This is a genomic window from Hyalangium versicolor, from assembly GCF_020103695.1.
GTDB classification, from domain to species: Bacteria; Myxococcota; Myxococcia; order Myxococcales; family Myxococcaceae; genus Hyalangium; species Hyalangium versicolor.
On sequence record NZ_JAHXBF010000003.1, the window covers coordinates 220,178 to 240,756 of the forward strand.

Genomic DNA, 20,579 nt, shown 5'->3' on the forward strand with positions numbered 1-20,579 from the left:
CGCAAAAGAAGAGGGGCGGCCCGGAGGCCGCCCCTCAATCAACTACAGGCTTGCGTACCGACTAGCCGAGCGTGGTGCGCCGGCGAGACAGCAGCACACCCGCCAGGAGCGCGAGCAGCATCGCGCCGCCGGAGCTGGAGCCCGTGCTGGCGCAGCCGCCGTCGTCAGCCTTCTTCACCTCGATGGTGACGGTGTCGGAGGCGGTCTTGCCGTTGGCGGTGATGGTGAGCGTGAAGTGCAGCGTCGCGTCCTCGTCCGGAGCCTTGAAGGTCGGAGCGGAAGCGCTGCTGGAGCTCAGGGTGACCTTCTTGCTGTCGCTCGCGTCCTGGGTCCAGGCGTAGTCGATCTTGTCGCCGTCGGAATCCACGGCGAAGCCGCCGAGGGTGACGTTGGTGCCCGAGACCACGCTCTGGTCCGGACCCGCGGTGACCACGGGATCGTGGTCCGTGGGGCCGCTGTCAGCCGTCACGGTGACGGTGACGGTGTCCGAGACGGACTTGCCGTTGGCGGTGACGGTGAGGGTGAAGTGCAGCACCGCGTCCGCGTTCGGAGCCGTGAAGGTCGGGCTCTCGACGTTGGTGGCGCTCAGCGTGACCTGGTGAGCGTCGCCCGCATCCTGGGTCCAGGCGTAGGTGATGGCGTCCCCATCCGCATCGACGGCGAAGCCCTCGAGGGTGACGGTGTCGCCAGTGTCCACGTTCTGGTCGGAACCTGCGGAGACCAGCGGATCGTGGTCAGCCGGGCTGCTGGTGGAGACCACGGTGATGGCCACGCTGTCGGAGGCCGTCTTGCCGTTGGCGGTGACGGTGAGGGTGAAGTGCAGCACCGTGTTCGCGTTCGGGGCCGTGAAGGTCGGAGCGGCGGTGTTGGCGGCGCTCAGGCTGACCTGAGTGCTGTCGCTCGCGCTCTGGGTCCAGGCGTAGCTGATCGAGTCGCCGTCCGCGTCGTGGGCGAAGCCGCCGAGCGTGACGGTGGTGCCCGAGTTCGCCGTCTGGTCCGGACCGGCCGTGACGACCGGAGCGTGGTCGGTGGACGAGTTGGAGGCGTGGGTGGTGATGGCCACGATGTCCGAGGCCGTCTTGCCATTGGCGGTGACGGTGAGGGTGAAGTGCAGCACCGTGTCCGCGTTGGGAGCCGTGAAGGTCGGAGCGGCGGCATTGGCGGCGCTCAGGGTGACCTGAGTGCTGTCGCCCGCGTCCTGGGTCCAGGCGTAGGTGATGGCATCGCCATCCGCGTCAGCCGCGAAGCCGCCGAGGGTGACGGTGGTGCCCGCGCTGACGGTCTGGTCCGGGCCCGCCGTGACGACCGGAGCGTGGTCGGTGGGCGAGCTGGAGGCGTGGGTGGTGATGGCCACGCTGTCGGAGGCCGTCTTGCCGTTGGCGGTGACGGTGAGGGTGAAGTGCAGCACCGTGTCCGCGTTGGGAGCCGTGAAGGTCGGAGCGGCGGTGTTGGCGGCGCTCAGGGTGACCTGAGTGCTGTCGCCCGCATCCTGGGTCCAGGCGTAGGTGATCGTGTCGCCATCCGCGTCAGCCGCGAAGCCGCCGAGGGTGACGGTGGTGCCTGCGTTCGCCGTCTGGTCCGGACCCGCCGTGACGACCGGATCGTGGTCGGTGGGCGAGCTGGAGGCGTGGGTGGTGATGGCCACGGTGTCCGAGGCCGTCTTGCCGTTGGCGGTGACGGTGAGGGTGAAGTGCAGCACCGTGTCCGCGTTGGGAGCCGTGAAGGTCGGAGCAGCGGTGTTGGCGGCGCTCAGGGTGACCTGGGTGCTGTCGCCCGCGTTCTGGGTCCAAGCGTAGGTGATGGCATCGCCATCCGCGTCAGCCGCGAAGCCGCCGAGGGTGACGGTGGTGCCCGCGTTCGCCGTCTGGTCCGGACCGGCCGTGACGACTGGATCGTGGTCGGTAGGCGAGCTGGAGGCGTGGGTGGTGATGGCCACGGTGTCCGAGGCCGTCTTGCCATTGGCGGTGACGGTGAGAGTGAAGTGCAGCACCGTGTCCACGTTCGGAGCCGTGAAGGTCGGCGTGGCGACGTTGGCGGCGCTCAGGGTGACCTGGGTGCTGTCTCCCGCGTCCTGGGTCCAGGCGTAGGTGATGGCATCGCCATCCGCGTCAGCCGCGAAGCCGCCGAGGGTGACGGTGATGCCCGCGCTGACCGTCTGGTCCGGGCCTGCCGTGACGACCGGAGCGTGGTCGGTGGGCGTGCTGCCGGGCTGCACGGTGACGGTCACGGTGTCCGTGCTGCTCAGGCCGTTGGCGGTGGCGGTGAGCGTGAAGTGCAGCACCGCGTCCGCCGTCACGGTCGGAGCCGTGAAGGACGGGTTGGCCGTGTTGGCGCCCACCAGGGTGACCGGGTTTGCATCAGTCGGGTCCTGGGTCCAGGCGTAGGCGATCGTGTCGTTCTCCGGATCGCTGGCCGAGCCGTACAAGGTGACGGACGAGCCGCTCTTCGCGAACAGATCCACACCCGCGTTGACGTTCGGAGCCTTGTCCGGACGCACGGTGATGGACACCGTGTCCGAAGCGCTGGCGCCCGTCGCCGGGGTGATGGTGAGCTTCAGGACGACGACGCTCTGGGTCTTCACATCCGGAGAGGTGAAGTACGCGGTGGCCTTGTTGGCGTCGGACAGGGTGACGGGGGGGCCGCTCTCCTGCGTCCACGCGTACGAGATCGCGTCACCATCCGGATCGCTGCCGCCGCCGGGGAGCACGACGAGCCGGCGCCCGTCCACCGTCTGGTCCGGACCCGCGTTGGCGGTGGGCAGACGATCCACGTTGGTCACCGTCACGGAAACGCTCGCCGTGTCGAAGTCCCCGTAGATGTCGGTCACCGTCACCTCGAACTCGAACGTGGTGTCCTGCTTCACCTCGGGCGTGGCGAACGTCGGCCGCGCGGCGGTCGGATCGCTCAGCACCACCGTCGGAGCGCCGTTCTCCACCTGCGCCCATGCGTACTCCAACTCCTCGCCGTCGGCATCGTCCGAGGCGGAGGCGTCCAGCGTGATGGTGGGCTGGCTGCGCTCCGGCACGGTGGCCGGCGCGGTGGCCACCGCCACCGGCGCGTGGTTGGTGTTGAGGACGGTGACGATCGCCGTCACCGGCAGGCTGTTCTCCACGCCGTCGTTCACGACGAGCTGGAACGCGTAGGTGTTGTCGTACGGCGTGTCCGCGGTGAAGCTCGGAGTGGCCGTGTTGGCACCCTGCAGGCTCACCGGATCACCGGCGGTCTGCGTCCACGTATAGGTCAGCGGCTGCCCATCCGGATCGTAGCTCGCCGAGCCGTTGAGCGTGACGATGGTGTTGTTCCCGTTCGTGTCGAACTCGGGGTAGGTGCGCGGAGACTGGCCCACGTCGGCGATCGGGCGGCGGTTGCAGACCGTGCCGTCGCTGGTCTCGGCGATCAGGTTGCTGAACTGCCCGCTGGAGACGTTGGTGACCCGGAAGTCGTCCACATCGAAGCCGTAGCCGCCCACGCCGCTGTCGCTACCGATGCGGAAGCGGAAGCGCACGGGCAGACCGTCCAGCAGCGTGCCCAGGTTGACGCTGGCCGTGTTCCAGGCCGGGAACAACGGGTTCGTCGACACGAAGGCCGCGCGATCGCCCAGCGGGTTGTCACCCAGCTCGAGGAACGCGGTGTAGCCAGGGTTGACGCCCAGGTCGAGGTAGAAGTCGTACCAGAAGAGATCATCGATCGTGAGCTCCAGCACGACGCCGTCGTAGTAGGCCGGCAGGCCGTTGACGGTCGCCCACTCGAGCGAGTGGCGGTACTTGAAGCTCACCACCGTGTTGCCCGACGGGTTGATCTGCATCCACGGGGTGGTCAGGCCGACGTCGGAGACGACGCCCTGGTCCACGGCATGCAGGTAGCGGTTGAGCGAGCCGTCCGCGTTCTTCTCGGTCGTCTGCGCCCAGCCCGGCTTGCCGCTGACGAGCGTGGAGGTCCAGCTGGTGATCTTCGAGTCGAACGAATCGATGGTCGAGCCAGTCTGCGCCTCGTCATAGTGGACGCGCTCATCGTACGTCAGGGTCTTCGCCGAAGCGGGCAGCGAGGACTCGTTGAGCGTCACGGTGATGCCCGCGCGCGGCGTGGCGCCGGTGACGGCGTTCAGCTTGACCTGCACCGAGGCCTTGGTCGTGCCGCCCTTGCCCACCGCCGGGAAGGACAGGGTGTTGCCGTTGGGGAACTGCAGCGTCGCGGTGGTGCCGCTGGCGGCCACCGTGCCGGTGAAGGCGGGCAGGGCGCCCAGGCCGGTGTTGCGCACCGTCACGGTGAGCAGGCCCGTCTCGCCCACGTCCAGCACGCCGTCCACGTCGCAGCCGGTGACGCTGTCATCCAGCCGGACGTCGGTCACATCGATGTTGTTGCCGTTGGCGTAGCTCTCCACCACGCCCACGTGGTCGAACGAGTCGCGGTCCGGAGCCTTGGCGCCGAAGCCCGCGCCGCGCTTGGCGAAGGCGTTGACGAAGCGGGTGTAGTCCGCAGGATCCGCCGCGGCCGCCACCGCCAGCAGCGCGTCGCGCGCCTCGATGAAGGTCGGCGAGTTCGGGGTCGTCTTGTAGGCGGCTATCAGGTAGCTCTTCATCCGGTCCTGTGCTTCCTGGAACGGATAGGCGTTGAGCAGCGACGCGTAGCACTCCCACAGCATGTTGGCCCACACCTCACCGCTGTTGTGGACCTCGGAGTTGCTGGCGCCCGTGAGCGTGCTGTTGATCGGCGCGGTGCCCGGCAGCGCCGTGTAGTTGGCGATGTGCTTGAAGGTCAGCGCGTTCTTCGTGAAGTCCGTCGAGTACGGCACGCGGCGGATACCGAAGTAGTAGCCGTTGTTGGCGCCACCGCTCATCACGTAGCTGGCCATGGCGTAGACGCCCTGGAACGTGTTGTTGCCCGGCTTGGTGCGATCCTCGTCGCGCACCGACAGCAACATGGCGTGGAAGTCGCCCCAGCCCTCGCCCATGGACCGGCCCTGGTTGTTGACCAGGCCGTTGGAGTTACCGATGAGGCGGTTGCTGATGTAGTGGCCCCACTCGTGCGCCACGATGTTGTTGTCGATGGTGCCGTCGCGGTCCAGATCCGCGGTCTTCTTCAGGTTCGCCGAGATGGTGGTGCCGTTGGTGCGCACCTCCGTCTTCCACGCGTCGGCCTCCTCCTTGGTGATGGACAGCGTCGGGACGGTGATGGTCGCGTCAGCGCCGCTCATGCCCGGCGCGGATGCGCCCGCCACGTTGTTGGCGATGATCACCGCGATGGCGCCGGCCACCTGCGCGTTCTTCGCCTTGATGATGAAGTTGCACGTGCCGCGGTCGATGACGGCGATCTTCCCGGTGAACGTGCCCGCCGCGAACGCGGTGCAGCCTTCCGTGATCCCGTTGGCGTTGAGGATCGAGACGTTGCCGGTGACGTCGTACACCAGGGCGCCAAACGAAGCGCTGCCCGCATCCTTGATGCCGGCCAGGTTGGCAGGCGACAGGACCTTGAGGGCTGGCAGGCCGTCGAACACGTACATCTGCATGCGCGGCCGCCCGCCGTCCGACGGGGTGGACATGTTGGCGTTGTTGCGGCCGAGGTAATCCTGGGCCTCGGCCTTGATGGCGTCGTTCTCCAGACCACCGCGGCCGAAGTTCTGCTTCTGCGCGTTGCCGGAGATCTCGTCGAAGCCGTAATCGTAGTACCAGTCGTGCAGGAAGTTGTTCAGGTAGAACAGGTGGGCGGTGGCCGCCTTGCGCTGGTTCGCGCTGTCGATCGGCGACTTGGTCACGTCATACGTGTAGTCGAAGGCACCCGGCGCCGTGGTGTTGGCGCGCAGGTCCGTCTCCGGCTGGTAGCCGTCTGGCGCGGCCACGTCCACGTACGCATCCGCGTTGTTGCCGTTGGTCTGCGTGGAGTTGGGCGGCAGCCACGGATCGTTGCGGCTGTACGGGAAGCTCTGCAGGGTGACGAGGTTGGGCGAGATGAAAGGCGCCTGGTAGCCGTTCGGCGTGCCCGTGGGGTGCGGGGTGGCGTCATTGCCCTGCGGACCATCGAAGGGGATGTAGTCCGTGGCGCCGGCCCACACGCGGTAGCTGTACGCGGCGTCCGCCGTCTGGTTGTTGCGGAACAGCAGCGCGCCGTCCGTGGCGGAGATGACGAAGGAGTAGTACTCCGAGTCCTTGCCGCTCTTGGTTCCGACGGCGAGCTCCACGTAGAACGCGGGCTGCAGGCCGTTGGCCAGGGTGAAGTAGACCTTCTTGGCGCGGGCCGGCTCGGACATCGCGTGCGGCATCACCGCGCTGACGCCCTTCTCGAAGGAGAAGCGGGTGTAATCACCCTGGGTGTCCAGCGTGGCCAGCGAGCGGGCGCTGATGGTGGTGTCCGTCAGATCCTTGAACGCGCGGGACACGGCGTCCGCGGCGCTCAGTTGGAAGTCCGTACCGGCGCTGCGCAGGCGCGGCGCCACGGAGTCGTGCGGGGCCATATAGCCGGTGATGGCCACCAGGTTGTTCTGGCGGTCCATCACCACGTTGACGCCGCCGCGGAACACCTCGATGCCGCCCACCTTCTGCTCGAAGCGGGCGACGATGGGGCCGAACCGCGTGTTGTGCACGGACTGGAGGCTGGCGCTGGAGATGTCCTCGCTGGTCAGCCGGTACAGGTCGGCGAACTTCTGCAGGTGCACCCGCGCGGCCTGCTCCGGGCGCTGGGCGGCCAGGGCGCTGCTGCGCTCCGTCTCGTGCCGGTCGTTCCACAGGACCGTCGGCAGGCCGAGCCGCTCCTCGACCGAGCCGACGCGAACGCCTCGGGACTGGAGCTCGGACTCGGAGGCCGCCAGGGTCTTGGTCTCGTGATTCACGAGAAACGCGTCGAAGTTGACGCGCTCCTTCGCCCAGGCGCTGGTGCCGCCGAGTGGCACCAGCAACAGGGTGGTCAACAGCTTTTCCTTCAAGCGCATGCGTCTTCCTTCTTCTGGGAACTGCTCGTGGGGGAACTGCGAACGGCAACTGCACCCGGAGTGCTCACCGCGCGGCGGAGAGGGCTCCTAGGTTTTCCAGGCGGCACAGGGGACAACAGCCCGGGAGGACAGGCGACACACGCTCCGCGCAAGGGAAGCGTCGTCGATGGAAGAGGAGAGGGGCGGGGCAGGGCGCCAGGGGCCTCGTGGGCCTGCTGTCAACGATCTCCGGCAAGCGCTGTACTCCCCGACCCGAAACCTGGGGGTGTCGTGTTGACTACCCGCAGTTGGAAGAGGGGCGCATGGTAACCAGGAGACTACAGGGATGAAAAGGGGCCCCCTTCACTATTCGCGAGGGCCCGTCAAGTCTCAAAAAACTGAGAGCTGAGGTTAGCTGGCAATTCGAGCGAAAGGTCAGGGCCGGCGGGAGGAGCGGGGTGAGGCGGGAGCCTCTTCGCTGGTGGGAGGGGGCGATTGGTCCAGCGGGTCCTCCACCTCGAGGTTCTCGCGGCGCTTGCGGTACTGCTCGCGCACGTAGGCCATGAGCTGGTCCAGGTAGGAGGCCAGGGGCGGGCAGCGGATGCCGGTGCCGTCCAGCAGCTCCAGGGTGTTGTGGCAGTTGTAGATGGCCAGGTGGTTGACGTAGCTGATGGCGGCGCGCTGCGGGCGGGCCAGCTTCTCCAGCACGGGCAGGCGCAGCATGACGTCCGCGGCCCGGGCCGACAGGTTGAAGCGAGGCAGCTTCCGGTTGGCCTTCTCCGCGATGTGCTCGTACACGCGGCGGGCGCTCATGGGGTTGGGGTCCACCAGGTGGAACGTGCGGCCCACGCCGCGCGGATCGCGGGACAGGTGCCACACGGCGGACACGATGAAGTCCACGGGCACCACGTTGAGCGGCGCCACGCCGTTGCCCGGCAGTGGCAGCGGCACCACCATGGGAGACGTCACGAGGAGGATGCCCAGGTAGTAGGGGCCCTCGAAGCGATCGATCTCACCGGTGCGCGAGTCCCCCACCACCGAGCAGGGCCGGTAGATGGTGACGGGGAGGGAGGAGGAGGCGCGCTGGACGATCTTCTCCGCCTGGAACTTCGTCTCCTCGTAGGGGTTGCGGAACGTCTGGCCGCGATCCAGCTCGTCCTCGGCGATGACGCCCACCCGGTCTCCGGCCACGTAGCACGAGGAGAAGTAGTTGAAGCGGCGCAGCTTCTCGCAGTCGCGCGCCAGCTCCAGCATGTTGCGCGTGCCGTCCACGTTCACGCGCCAGGCCGTCTCCTTGGGCGCGCTCAGGTTGGAGATGGCCGCCAGATGGAAGACGTCCGTTACCCGCTCGCACAGGCGCTGGTACTCCTCGCCGGACAGGCCCAGGTGCATGTCCACCACGTCTCCGGTGAGCAGCTCCAGCTTCGCGCCCTCGAGCCCCGCCGAGTGCTTCTGCGCGTCCTTGAGCATCTTGGGCTGAACCAGGGCGAAGATGTGGCCTTGGGGATCCTCACGGGCGATGCGCTCCACCAGCCGCTTGCCGATGAAGCCCGGGTAGCCGGTGATGAAGTAAGTCCCGGGGCCGGAGGCCGCTGCCTTCTTCGGAGTCTCGCTCATGGGCGGCGCAGCATACCCGGCGCTCAGCCGTGTGCGAGCACCGCTTGCCAGACCTGCTCCACCTGGGCCCGGGTGGAGGCCAGATCTCCCGAGTTGTCCACGATCCAGGTGGCATGGGGGCGCTTCTCGTCCAGGGGGAGCTGGGCAGCCAGCCGAGCCTCCGCCGCCGCGTCGTCCACCCCGTCCCGGGCCATCAGCCGCGCCTTCTGGAGGGCGCGGGGCACCCACACCAGGATGACCCCGTTCATGCCGCCTTGGAGACCGTTCTCGATGAGCAGGGGAACGTCATAGATGGCGCGCTCCACTCCCTGTGCGGCCAACTCCTGGATCTTCTCGAGGAAGGCCTGGCCGACCAGGGGATGGACGATGGCGTTGAGGGCGGCGCGCTCGGTGGGATCGGCGAAGACGCGAGCCCCCAGCTTCACTCGATCCAGCCGTCCCTCCGGGGTGAGCACGTTGGGGAAGCGGGCGGCCACGGCGGCCAGTCCCGGGGTGCCGGGCTCCACCACCTGACGGGCGAACACATCCGCGTCCAGCACGTGCGCCCCGAGATCCCGGAGCATCCGCGCCACCGTGCTCTTGCCGGAGGAGATCCCGCCAGTCAGTCCATACACTCGCAAGGCGGGCCTACTTCGCCGCCTTCAGCGTGGTGAAGATGAACGAGTGCACCGTCTTGCCGTCCTCTTTGAAGAAGATGGCCAGGCCCAGCTTGGAGTAGAGGTAGTAGGTGCGGAACTCGTCCGTCACCTTCTTGACGAAGCACGGGTTGGCGGGTGCCGGACCATTGGGGCACGCCGGCCCATAGCTGTTCTCGATGGTCTCCTTGTCGATGACGGGCCCGGGGAAGACGTCGATGCGCTCGACGAGCTTGGTGGCGGTGTCCACCTTGAACTGGGCCTGGGTGGTGCCCTTGATGGCCTCCTTGCCGAAGTAGGCGATGATCTCCTTCTCTCCAGCGACCACGCGAGAGGGCTCGCCGAACTTCTGGATGACCTCGTCCCGCTTGGAGACTCCGGGCTCGATTCCCTGCCAGGGCTTGGCCAGGGCGGGGACGGCGGCGATGAGCACGGCGACGACAGCGAGGGTACGCATCACGGATCTCCTGACCTTGGTGAGCAAGCTACCTCACTAACGGATCGCCCCGGCAGGGCTCAAGGTTCCTCATATAGAACGCCGGGTCGGCCCCCTCATTCAAGATGCCTTGCCCCGCCTGGAGGCCTCTGCTAGGTGCGCTCTTGATGCGCACATCCGGCTTCTGGCTCCTGCCCCTGTTCCTGGTCGTGTCCGTCGCGGCTGGGGCGGCCGACCTCGTCGGCCCGGAGAGCTGCAAGGGTTGCCACCCCGCGGCCTATACGGCCTGGCAGCTCTCCAAGCACGCTCGCGCCACCGATTCGCTCTCGGAGAACCAGAAGAAGGACGCGCGGTGCCTGTCCTGCCACGCTCCGGACCAGTCCCAGGGGGTGACGAACATCTCTTGCGAGACGTGCCACGGGGGAGGGCAGTACTACGCGCCCGACTATGTCATGAAGGACCCGGAGCTGGCCCGGCTGGTGGGGCTGGTGGATCCGTCCGAGAAGCTGTGCCGCACCTGCCACGATGCCTCCTCTCCCTCCCTGCGGCCGTTCAACTTCAAGGAGTCGCTCAAGGCCATCGACCACTGGTCCGCCGAGCGCGCCAAGAAGAACGCCCGCGCGGAGGCCACCACGCCCGAACCGGCGAAGAAGTAGCCGCGTGATCAAGCTCATCGATGCGCAGTTCGTCGTCACCGCCGTGGAGCTCAAGGGGCTGCCGACCGGGCACGCCGCCGAGGTGGCCTTCGTGGGCCGCTCCAACGTCGGTAAGTCCTCCATGATCAACGCCCTGACGGGGCGCAAGAAGCTGGTGCGCGTGTCCAACACGCCAGGGCGCACGCGCACGCTCAACTTCTTCGACATGGAGCTGGAGCGCGACGGCATCCGCTACAAGGTGCGGCTGGCGGACCTGCCGGGCTACGGCTTCGCCAAGGCCAGCAAGTCCGAGCGCGCCCAGTGGGAGAAGATGATCACCGCGTACCTCGAGAACAGGCACCGCCTGGAGATCGTGGTGAGCATCATCGACGCCGAGGTGGGGCCTACGCCGGACGATCTCCTCACGCTCGACTATCTGCAGGAGAAGGGCCGGAAGATCCTCGTGGTCGCCACGAAGATCGACCGGCTCCCCAAGGCTCGCCGCAAGCCCCGCTTGCAGGCGCTCGCGCAGGAGCTCTCGCTGCCCCGCGAGGCCGTGGTGGCCTTCTCCTCCACGGAGAAGATAGGCGTGGACGACGTGTGGAACGCGCTGCTCGGAGTCATCGGCACCGCCACTCGTATCCAGTAGCGAGCGGTAGCCGCCGGGAAACCCTCCCTGCCCGGGAGGGGCTGTGGTAGGCACGCGCCGTGTCCGAGAACAGCAAGGGAAATGGCAAGGACGCGCAGCTGGCTCGACAGCAACTGCGCCGGCAGCTGGCCCAGCTTCCTCCTCGAAAGCGGATGGACGCGCTGATCGAGTCCGCGGATGCGCGGGCCGTGGTGCGCTCGCTGCCCGTCGAGGAGCTCTTCACGACGATCCAGGAAGTAGGGCTGGCGGACGCCACCGAGCTCGTTCAGCTCGCCTCGCCCACCCAGTTCCGTGGCTTCGTGGATCTGGGCGGTTGGAAGCGGGACAGGATCGAGCCCCACTCGGTGCTCACCTGGCTGCGTGCCGCGCGAGGCGATGAGCCGGAGGAGTTCCTCCGCAAGCTGCACGGCCTGGATCTCGAGGTGCTCGAGTTCCTGCTGCGCGAGTTCACCGTGTTTCACGATCTGGAGGAGAACCCGGACGTGAACCCGGAGGGCGTGACGCTGGAGACGCCCGAGGGGCGTTACCTCGTCGAGTTCAAGGTCGAGGGCGCGGAGCTGGCCGGGCTGCGAGCCATCCTCAACGATCTGATCGCGGAGAACCCCTTCGAATCCGTGCGATTGATGGAGGCCACGCGCTGGGAGGTCCCCAGTGAGATGGAGGAGGCGGCCTACCGCTTCCGTACGGCGCGGCTGCAGGATCTGGGCTTCCCCACGCTCGAGGCGGCGATGCGCCTCTTCAGCCGTGTGGACACCGGGCCCGCGCCCGCGAAGAGCACTCAGACGGCGCTCGCTCCCACGCAGGGCCACGTGGACTACCTGGACGCGGCCATTCGCGGGCTGACGGACGTGGAGCGCGACAACCTCGAGGACGAGCTGCGCGGGGTGGCCAACGCGGCCCTGGTGGCCGAGCTGGCGGATCCGGGAGACCTCGATGCCGTGCGCCGGGTCGGAGAGATGGTGCGCGAGTACCTGTCGCTCGGGCTGGAGCACCTGACAGGCGGCGAGCCCGCGCGGTCCGCGGAGGTGGTGCGCGAGACCCAGCTCGAGCGCGTCTTCCAGGTGGGCTTCTCGCTGACGCTGGCGCTCAAGTTCCGGGCGGATCGCCTGGTGAAGGCACCGCTGGCCCGGTTGGAGGACACGCTGCTCCTGTTCCCCGAGGAACTGGCTGCCGTGGAGGCCCTGCGCCTCAAGCGGCCTCGCCGCGCTCTAAAGGTAGAAGGGGCCGAGCCGGTCCCGTTCCGCTCGAAGCGGGAGCTCGCGGCCAGCGAGGCGCTGCTGGCCCGGGCAGAGTCGCAGGTGGAGATGTTCCGCGGGCTGTTGGGCGGTACGGCGGAGTCCGCGCGCGAGGTGCTGGCCCGCTTCGGCGTGGCCCTGCCCGTGCTGGGCGTGGAGCGCCTCTTCACTGCGGGGGTGGCCCTGGCGGTGCTCGAGGGCCGCGTGAATCCCCGGCCTGTACCCCTGGGTCGCACAGTGGAGCTGTGCGAGCGGCTCTTCGAGGGCACGGCCCAGGCGCCGCGGCTGCGTCCCAGTGCCGCCGAACGAGCTCGCGCCGCGCTGGAGCCGGCAGTGGCCGCCGATGCCCGGCCGGAGCTGTATCGCCTGGTGGAGTTCACCCTGGAGCGGATGCTCTCGGAGCTGGCCGCGCCCTACCTCCAGGAGGGAAGGCTGGATCCGACCCTCTCTGTGATCCTTCCAATGGAGGGCACTCCGACGCCGTAATTCTTTCAGTCGCTTGCCCTTCGAGTGCCCGGTTTCCATCGCAAGGCTCTGGATCCACGGGACTTTCCGGATGGCAGTGATTGGCATGTTGCCTGCTACGCCCCTGGACGCACGCGTTCGAACTGACGCCGAAGTCGCCAGGAGGAAGGTATGGGTGTTGGGGAACAGGGGCAGCAGCGGGACATCCTGGCGTTCTATGCGCTGACGGCATTCGCGGCCGTCATGTACGCGGTGCCGGGCGAGTGGATCCCCGCTCTGGCTCCGTTGCGGCTCGCCCTGGTGACATCGGGGTTGGCGGCGGGGTTGATGGCGCTGCGGCGCCTGGGCCGGGCCGAGCCGCTCTACTTTGACGGGGCGCGCGGCCTGTCGCTGCTGGCCTTCTCGGGACTGGCCTTCGCGTCGGTTGCCTGGTCGGTGGCTCCGGACGTGACGCGGGCCACGGGCATCGAGCTGCTGAAGCTCACCGCCATCTATCTGACGATCATCAACGTCATCACCTCGGGTCGGCGGCTGGCGGTGGTGGCCGGCGTCATGGTGGTGGCGTCCATCGTTCCGTCCATCGGTGTCATCAATTGGTACCGGGCGGGCGTGGACATGGTGGAAGGCTTCCGGTCCCGGTGGGTGGGCGTCTACGCGGACCCGAACCACATGGCCATGAACATGGGCATGGTGGTGCCGCTGGCGGTGGCCTTCCTGGCGCGCAAGGAGTCCAAGCTGCTGATGCGCATTGCGTGCGCGGTGGCGGCGGCGCTGGCGGTGGTGGCCATCGTGCTGAGCCACTCGCGCGGCGGCTTCATCGGCCTGTCGGTGGCGATGGCGGTGTGGGCCATCCGCGAGAAGCGGCGCCTGCAGGCCATCGTGGTGGGCTCCATCCTGGCCGTGGGCCTGGTGATGTTCGCGCCGAAGAGCTTCTGGGAGCGCAACGAGACGGTGACGAGCTTCCACGAGGACGCCTCGGCCATGGGCCGCGTGTACGCGTGGCAGGTGGCTTCGCGCATCAGCCTGGACAAACCGCTGCTGGGCGTGGGGGCGGGGAGCTTCCGCTACGCGTGGCCGATGTACGCGCCTCCCGAGGCCCGCCGGGCCTACGTGGCGCACAACATCTTCCTGGACGTGATTGGCGAGCTGGGCTTCGTCGGGCTGCTGTTCTTCCTGGTGTTCGCGGGAGGCGCCACGGGCGGTGCCTTCGCGGGCTCGAAGGACAGCGAGTCGGGGTGGTTGGGCAGAGCCCTGGCCGCCTCCATGGCGGGCTACCTCGTGTGTGACTTGTTCTCGGGCTACATCTTGTCCGCGCACCTCTACGTGCTGTTCGGCCTGGCGGCGAGCGCCGAGCGGATCGCCGAGGCGCGGGCGCGGTCGACGCAGGCGGTGGTGCAACAGGTGCCGGCGGGCAGGGGCTCGGCGGCGGCGTGGGAGGGGTCAGGGCATGCGGCGTGAGGCGGAGGCGGTGGTGGGCATTGAGCCCATCCGCCTGGTGCAGTTCACCCGGTCGTTCTACATCGGAGGCACGGAGGTCCAGGTTCTCGAGCTGCTGCGTGGGCTCCCTTCGAGCTACCGGTTGCAGGTGTCGGTGCTCGAGGAGGTGGGGCCGCTGGTGGGGGAGCTCCGGAAGTTGGGGTTCACGCCGGAGGAGTTTCCGCTCCACGGCTCGCTGGCGCGTCCCAACACGGCGTGGCAGCTGCTGAGGCTGGCGCGGTGGCTGGAGCAGAACCGCATCGAGCTGGTCCACGTGCATGACTTCTACGCGACGATGCTCGCAGTGCCGGCGGCGAAGCTGGCCGGGGCCAAGGTCATCGTCAGCCGGTTGGATCTGGCGCACTGGCATGGCCCGGCGCGGCGCGCGGTGCTCGCCCGGCTCACCGGCATGGCGGACCATGTGGTGGCCAACGCGGCGGCCATCCGCCGGATGCTGGTGGAGGAGGAGGGCCTGCCCGAGTCGCGAGTGAGCGTCATCCACAACGGCCTGGATCTGCCGCGCTTCGACACGCGGATCCGCCAGGGACTCAAGTCGCCGGTGCCGGAGATTGGGGGCGCTCCCTTGCTGGTGCACGTGGCCAACATGAACCACGTGGTGAAGCGGCAGGAGGATGTGCTGCAGGCGCTGGCGCTCCTGCGGCGCGAGGGCTTGAAGCTGCACGCCTTCTTCGTGGGAGACGGGCCCCGCCGCCCCGAACTGGAGCGCAAGGCGGTGGAACTGGGCGTGAAGGACCTGGCCCACTTCCTCGGCCACCGCGGCGACGTGCCGGCCCTCTACGCGCGGGCGAACCTGGGAGTGCTCTGCTCCACGGCCGAGGGCATGTCGAACGCGGTAATGGAGGGCATGGCCGCGGGGCTGCCCATGGTGGTGACGGCGGTGGGAGGCAACCCGGATCTCATCGTCGACGGAGTGCGCGGCAAGGTGGTGCAGCCCGAGCGTCCCGCCGAGCTCGCCGACGCCTTCCGCTGGCTGCTCGAGCACCCGGAGCGGGCCAAGGACCTGGGCGCGGCGGCCCGGGGCTTCGTGCGCCGGGAACTCTCCCTGGAGCGCATGGTTCAGCGCCATGACGCGCTGTATCAACGCGTCGCACGGCCCACGCAATAGGTGCACCGGCCGGGCGTAGAGGGAGGACACACTCCCTCTCGAGGACTCGACTGCATGCACCTGCCGCTGATGCTTCTCCTGGCCGCGGCCCCCGCCCCCCAGTCCTGGAACTTCCAGACCGATGGAACCCCGGAAGTGCGGATTTCGAATATTGAAGGCGAAATCGTGATAGAAGGGGTTGACGGGAATAACGTATTAATCCAAGTATTGCAGGACGGGAGCGAGGCGCGGCGGCGGGAGTCTCCGGTGGAGGTCGTCCAGGAAGGCGACGTGGTGAGGGCGCGGGTGTGCTGTGGCCCGTGCGAAGAGAAGCGTCACTCTTGCAATGACGTGGCGAAAACCCGTTTTCGGGTGCAGGTGCCTCGCGGCTCAGAGCTGAACTTGAGCGCTGTGAACGCTGAGGTAAAGGTGGCGGGGGTAGAGGGTGAGCAGGAGATCTCCACGGTGGATGGACGGGTGGAGACGAGCGGTTCGCAGGGCGCGGTGTCGGTGAGTGCGGTGAGCGGCGCGGTGGTGCTGAAGCCTGGGGTGGTAGGGGAGACGTCGGTGAGCACGGTCTCGGGCTCGGTGAAGCTGAAGATGCCGAAGGGCACGGACGCGCAGCTGGAATTTTCATCAGTGGGCGGCAGCTTCAACGGTCAGGCGACGGCGCTGGGCGGGGTGAAGCGCAAGTACGGGAAGGGCACCCACGAGATTCAAGTCAGCACCGTGAGCGGAGAGCTCCAGGTGCAACAAGATTGACGTCCAGGGGATCGGCTCCATGAGGGCCGACGCCCGGGGCGCTCGCCGGTCAAACTCCAAGGGGCCGGCGGGCGCCCTTATTTTTTGCGGGTCGAAGGTGGCACTCGAAGCGAAGCGAGACTCCCAGGATCCCCAGCGCGATGGGGACGTGAAGCAGCAGGAGCGCCTGGAGGACTTCGTGGGCGGCGGGCGCATCCGCTGCCCCAAGTGCGGCTGGAGGCCGCGCAAGACGGACCGCTGGGGGTGCCGCTGCGGCTGCTCGTGGAACACGTTCGACACGGGCGGCCGCTGCCCCGAGTGCGAGCGGCAGTGGCGCAACACTCAGTGCCTGCGCTGCCAGGAGTGGAGCCCCCACGAGGACTGGTACAGCGAGAAGCCCGCCGGAGCGTGAGGCGGGCCTCGGGGCACGGACGCCGGATGGACTCAGGGGTCGAGCGGGCTCTTGGTGTGGAAGCTCCGCGGCTGGAGGGAGAAGGACATCCACTTGATGGGCATGTTGTTCTGGTCCTCGTCCCGCGGCATGTGGAAGTGCCGGTTGATGTACCAGACCACCAGGTCCTGTCCGTCCACGGATTGCCCGTTGACCATGGCGCTCACGTTCGAGGGAGCGGAGCTGCAGCTTGAGTCGATGTGCGGGGTGAAGTTGCCCACCGCGAGCGATTCGCAGCCGTTGTAGCGGGTGACCCAGAACTCGTGCGCGGCCCAGGGCTCCGAGGTGGTGGCCTGGCCCGCCCATAGCCCCTGGATGTTGGGCATGAGCTCGTAGCCGATGTGGCGCCCCTCGCTGTTGGTGATCGCCTTGTCGTAGATGAACCACGAGGTGTAGCTCGACGGGACGAGATCCTCACCGGTCTCGGTGGGGATGTGCGTCATGACGTTGATGCCGCAGGAGCCTGGTGCGGCGCAGGAGCCGTCGGGAGAGGGGGCCGTGGACGGCTGGAAGGTCATCCTCTCCACGGCGTCGTTCGCCGGACCCCCGATGTCGAAGTCGAGCCGGTAATAGACGTTGTGCAGGTGGGAGATGCCATAAGCCGGCGTCGCGTTGGCTTCGGAGTCCAGGCGGGTGCCGTAGGCCGCATAGGCTGCGCCTGAGATGACGCGCTGGAGCCGGCCCGCCAGCCCCAGCTTGGGCATGATGGTGCCGTCGTCATGGAACTCCCAGCGGTTGATGTACGTGTACTCGCCGAGCTGCGAGGCCATGCTCACCGAGACGCTCTCTCCCATCTGGAAGGTGTTCATGTACTTCCAGGCGTAGCCGCGATCGTCGACGTTCTTGCAGATCAGGTTGTTGGCCAGCAGCGTTCCGCCCGCGCATTCGGAGGGGGACAGCGCGAGGGCGTTGAAGCCCAGCCCCGCGTTGGTGACGTCGAGGGGGCGCGGGCTGCCCGTGACGTAGGGGACATGGATCTCCGAGATGCTCCCCTCGGCGAGCACCAGCCGGGTCATGCCTCCTCGGGGCGTGAAGCTGGCCATGCCGATGACGAGCCCCTCGCACGGACAGCTCTGCACGGTGAACTGCCACCGTGTGCCCGAGGTGAAGGTTTGATCAATCTGGGTGTAACCGGTGCAAGCCGCCGGGGAGCACCCTTGAGCCTCCGCCACCTTCGCAAAGCCGAGCACCACCACGAGCCCCACGAGCCCTGGGACGACGCGAGATCCAGCCATGTTCCCCCCCTGCTGCGGATGACCGCGAGCGTGGGGGAGGAGTTATGGACGGCGCTCGTACGCGCCATCGGGCAGCAAAGGGCAGCCCTCCGCGCGGCTCAGGACAGAGGGCTTCTTCGTTAGGACACCTTGGAATCGGCGGGGACCGGATCGCGGTGATCCGCACCGATGGCCTCTCGGACAGAGCGGAAACCATCCCGGGCGAGCAGGGGACCCAGCTCTCGGATGATCCGCCGCACCATGCCTGGGCCCTCGTAGATGAAGCCGGTATAGGCCTGGACGACGGAGGCGCCGGCTCGGAGCTTCTCGTACACGTCCTGCGCGGTGAAGACGCCCCCCACACCGATGATGGGAAGAGCACCCCCGCTGCGCTGCCAGGCGCGCCGGATGACGGCGTTGGAGGGCTCTCGCACCGGAGCCCCGGACAGGCCGCCTGCCTCCTTCGCTAGCGGATGCTCGAAGGGACGGGCGATGGTGGTGTTGGTGGCGATCAGCCCCGAGAGTCCACACGCGCGGGCTACGTCCACCACCTCGTCCACCGCCTCGGGCGTAAGATCCGGAGCGATCTTCAGGAACAGGGGCTTGCCGGGAGCTACGCGCTCCAGACGCTCCTTCACCGCGCGCAGCAGGGCCGTGAGCTGTTCGGGCTCCTGGAGTTTGCGCAGGCCCGGCGTGTTGGGAGAGCTGGCATTGACGACGACGTAGTCCCCGAGCGGCGCCAGCGCGTCCACGCAGGCCACGTAGTCGTCCACGGCCTGCTCCAGCGGTGTGTCCTTGTTCTTGCCCAGGTTCACGCCCAGGGGGCCGGGGTTCCAGGCTCGCGAGCGCAGGTGCTCGGCGGCCACGGCGGCACCGTGGTTGTTGAAGCCCATGCGGTTGATGAGGGCGCGGTGCTCGGGGAGCCGGAAGAGGCGCGGGCGCGGGTTGCCCGGCTGGGGGCGCGGGGTGACGGTTCCGATCTCCACCGCCGCGAAGCCGCAGGAGAACAGGCCATCAATGGCCTCCGCGTCCTTGTCGAGCCCGGCGGCCAGCGCGAGCGGATGCTCGAAGCGCATGCCGGCCACTTCCACTGCGAGCTCCGTCGAGGCTTCGCGGAGAGCACGCGCCCGGAGCCACCGGCACAGGCCCGCCCACGCCCCGAGCACTCGCAGTGCGAGCATGCCCAGGCGGTGGGCACTCTCGGGGGCCAGCATGAACAGGAGCGAGCGGAGGAGTCGGTACATGCGGCCCTTTTACACGAGGGCCGCCCGCTTCAACCGGGGATGAACGAGTACTGCCGCGCCCACGCGAGCGTCTGATCCACCTGCTCGGGGGTGAGGATGCCGTTCTTCTCCACCAGATCGATCTCCCGGCGCATGTCCGTCTCCAGGAGATAGGGGCCATCGGTGTTGATGGTGAACTTCACCCGCCGGTCCCAGAACGTCTTGATGATGTGGCGCAGCTCGTCCAGACCTTCCACGGCCTTGGTGTGAAGGTTGGAGGTGGGACACAGCTCCAGCACTACGTCCCGCTCGCGCAGCAGCTTCATCGCGGCCTCGTCATACGCGGCGCGGATGCCGTGGCCGATGCGGTGGGGCTTGAGGCGCTCGACCACCGCCATCACGCCCTCGGCGCCGGTGCCCTTCGTCTCGCCGGTGTGCACGGTGCACTTGAGGCCTCCCTTGCGCGCCCTCCCGAAGAGATCCTCGTACTGGCTCACCACTTCGGGCCGCAGCTCGAGCGCGTTCTTCTCCGTGCCCGCCAGGTCGATGCCGTACACGCCACGGGTGCGGTACTTGATGGCCTTCTCCACCAGGATGGTGTTGAGCGGGTGATCGAACTCGCGCGCCAGGCAGAAGATCAGGCCCACCTTCACGCCGTACTCCAGCATGGCGCGATCCATGCCTCGCAGCGCGGCGTGGATGATGTGATCCAGGTCCAGCTCGGAGTTGAGGTTGCGCTTCATCGGGTTGAAGCGCAGTTCGATCTGCGTCACCCGGCTGCCGCGGTACTCCTTGCCAATCACCTCGTACACCGAGCGCTCGATGGCGCTGGGGGACGACTGGATCTTCTCCGTCCACGTGTGGAGGATCTTCAGATAATCCTCGAGGCTCCCCACCTTGCCGGGACGCGAGGTGATGAGTTCCACGAAGTCGAAGTAGTTTTTGACCGGGAGCTTGAAGCCCTGCTGGTGCGCGATGGACCAGAGGATGTGGGGCGCCACGGCGCCGCCCACATGAATATGAAGATCAATGAGGTCGCGAGCCATGGCGGTATGTATGCACAGAGCCGCCCGGGCGTCCAGCTACCTTCGGAGCAACACGTAGACGGCTCCGGAGCCGCCGTCCTGGGGTTTGGCCGAGGCGAACGCCAGCACCATCCTCCCGATGCGCTTCTGGCTCAGCCACCCCTTCAGCTGCGCCTTGAGCACCGGGATCTGGTCCTTGGAATGCAAACCTCGGCCGTGGACGATGAGGACGCACCGCTTGCCTGCCCGGCGGCTGTCCGTCAGGAAACGTTCCAGGGAGTCCCGGGCCTCCACCTGCGTCATGCCGTGCAGGTCCAGGCGGCCCTGGAGCGAGAAGTCTCCACGACGCAGTGCGCGCAGCAGGTTGCGATCGATGCCGGGGCTGGCTCCCTCGATGAACTCGGAGGAGTCCGAGATGTCGAAGTCGCCATCGCTGGAGACGAGCTCCGAGAGCTGGGCGAGCGCCTCGGCATTCTCGTCGATGATCTCGGGCAGGCGCGGGTTGGGCGCGGGGGCTTCGCCGCGGTTGGTGAGCTGCTGGACGCCATCCATGGCCGAGTAGAAGAGCGAGGCATCATCCTCCTCGGGGGCGGGCTTCTTCCTGGATGGAGGAGGGGGAGGGGCCTTGGCCTTCGTCGGAGGCTCCGGGGGCTTCTTCTGGATGGCCTTGATGGCGTCCTTGAAGGGGTTGTTGTGGAAGGCCTCTTCCTTCTTCTTGGGGGGACCGTTGCGTTGGCTCACTGTCTCTCCACGGGTGCCAGTTCCAGGTTT

At 67.8% G+C, this 20,579-nt stretch carries 15 protein-coding genes; 7 read left to right on the forward strand and 8 right to left on the reverse strand.

What is annotated here, in order from left to right; all coding sequences use genetic code 11:
- Window positions 1-61 precede the first annotated feature (61 nt).
- The 4 genes from KY501_RS07330 to KY501_RS07345 all read right to left on the reverse strand — a co-directional run bounded on the left by KY501_RS07330 (window position 62) and on the right by KY501_RS07345 (window position 9,610).
- On the reverse strand, window positions 62-6,922 hold the full coding sequence (locus tag KY501_RS07330; protein WP_224361930.1) for a myxosortase-dependent M36 family metallopeptidase: 6,861 nt from the start codon (window positions 6,920-6,922) through the stop codon (window positions 62-64).
- A gap of 414 nt (window positions 6,923-7,336) precedes the next feature.
- Entirely contained in the window at window positions 7,337-8,518 is a 1,182-nt protein-coding gene (locus tag KY501_RS07335) for an SDR family oxidoreductase (protein WP_224361932.1), read from the reverse strand.
- A 23-nt stretch (window positions 8,519-8,541) separates the two neighbouring features.
- Window positions 8,542-9,138, reverse strand: a complete 597-nt coding sequence (gene coaE, locus KY501_RS07340; protein WP_224361934.1) for a dephospho-CoA kinase — start codon at window positions 9,136-9,138, stop codon at window positions 8,542-8,544.
- 7 nt (window positions 9,139-9,145) lie between these two features.
- Window positions 9,146-9,610 carry a hypothetical protein gene (locus KY501_RS07345; RefSeq protein ID WP_224361936.1) on the reverse strand — a complete coding sequence of 155 codons (465 nt, stop codon included), beginning with the start codon at window positions 9,608-9,610 and terminating at the stop codon, window positions 9,146-9,148.
- A gap of 146 nt (window positions 9,611-9,756) precedes the next feature.
- Between KY501_RS07345 and KY501_RS07350 the strand changes: the two genes are divergently transcribed.
- The 7 genes from KY501_RS07350 (at window position 9,757) to KY501_RS07380 (ending at window position 16,307) form a co-directional block, all read left to right on the forward strand.
- Window positions 9,757-10,245: a multiheme c-type cytochrome gene (locus tag KY501_RS07350; protein WP_224361938.1), complete on the forward strand. Its 489-nt coding sequence runs from the start codon at window positions 9,757-9,759 to the stop codon at window positions 10,243-10,245.
- 4 nt (window positions 10,246-10,249) lie between these two features.
- The gene (yihA, locus tag KY501_RS07355) at window positions 10,250-10,873 is read left to right on the forward strand and encodes a ribosome biogenesis GTP-binding protein YihA/YsxC (protein ID WP_224361940.1); all 624 of its coding nucleotides are present in this window, start codon (window positions 10,250-10,252) and stop codon (window positions 10,871-10,873) included.
- Between the two features lie 59 nt (window positions 10,874-10,932).
- On the forward strand, window positions 10,933-12,594 hold the full coding sequence (locus KY501_RS07360) for a DUF6178 family protein (protein ID WP_224361942.1): 1,662 nt from the start codon (window positions 10,933-10,935) through the stop codon (window positions 12,592-12,594).
- Between the two features lie 150 nt (window positions 12,595-12,744).
- Window positions 12,745-14,031, forward strand: a complete 1,287-nt coding sequence (locus KY501_RS07365; protein ID WP_224361944.1) for an O-antigen ligase family protein — start codon at window positions 12,745-12,747, stop codon at window positions 14,029-14,031.
- Window positions 14,021-15,175: a glycosyltransferase gene (locus KY501_RS07370; RefSeq protein WP_224361945.1), complete on the forward strand. Its 1,155-nt coding sequence runs from the start codon at window positions 14,021-14,023 to the stop codon at window positions 15,173-15,175. The genes KY501_RS07365 and KY501_RS07370 overlap by 11 nt, the downstream gene beginning before the upstream one ends.
- Window positions 15,176-15,532: 357 nt before the next feature.
- Window positions 15,533-15,916 (forward strand): DUF4097 family beta strand repeat-containing protein, encoded by a 384-nt coding sequence (locus tag KY501_RS07375; protein WP_224362334.1) that lies wholly within the window; start codon window positions 15,533-15,535, stop codon window positions 15,914-15,916.
- Window positions 15,917-16,013: 97 nt separating this feature from the next.
- On the forward strand, window positions 16,014-16,307 hold the full coding sequence (locus KY501_RS07380; RefSeq protein WP_224361947.1) for a hypothetical protein: 294 nt from the start codon (window positions 16,014-16,016) through the stop codon (window positions 16,305-16,307).
- A gap of 32 nt (window positions 16,308-16,339) precedes the next feature.
- Here KY501_RS07380 and KY501_RS07385 read toward each other — a convergent pair whose 3' ends face one another.
- From KY501_RS07385 to KY501_RS07400, 4 genes are all read right to left on the reverse strand, one after another.
- Window positions 16,340-17,581: a copper amine oxidase gene (locus KY501_RS07385; protein WP_224361948.1), complete on the reverse strand. Its 1,242-nt coding sequence runs from the start codon at window positions 17,579-17,581 to the stop codon at window positions 16,340-16,342.
- Window positions 17,582-17,700: 119 nt separating this feature from the next.
- The gene (locus KY501_RS07390; protein ID WP_224361950.1) at window positions 17,701-18,804 is read right to left on the reverse strand and encodes a quinone-dependent dihydroorotate dehydrogenase; all 1,104 of its coding nucleotides are present in this window, start codon (window positions 18,802-18,804) and stop codon (window positions 17,701-17,703) included.
- 29 nt (window positions 18,805-18,833) lie between these two features.
- Window positions 18,834-19,829 (reverse strand): amidohydrolase family protein, encoded by a 996-nt coding sequence (locus KY501_RS07395; RefSeq protein ID WP_224361952.1) that lies wholly within the window; start codon window positions 19,827-19,829, stop codon window positions 18,834-18,836.
- A 36-nt stretch (window positions 19,830-19,865) separates the two neighbouring features.
- Window positions 19,866-20,549, reverse strand: a complete 684-nt coding sequence (locus tag KY501_RS07400; RefSeq protein WP_224361954.1) for a Smr/MutS family protein — start codon at window positions 20,547-20,549, stop codon at window positions 19,866-19,868.
- Between the last annotated feature and the right edge of the window lie 30 nt (window positions 20,550-20,579).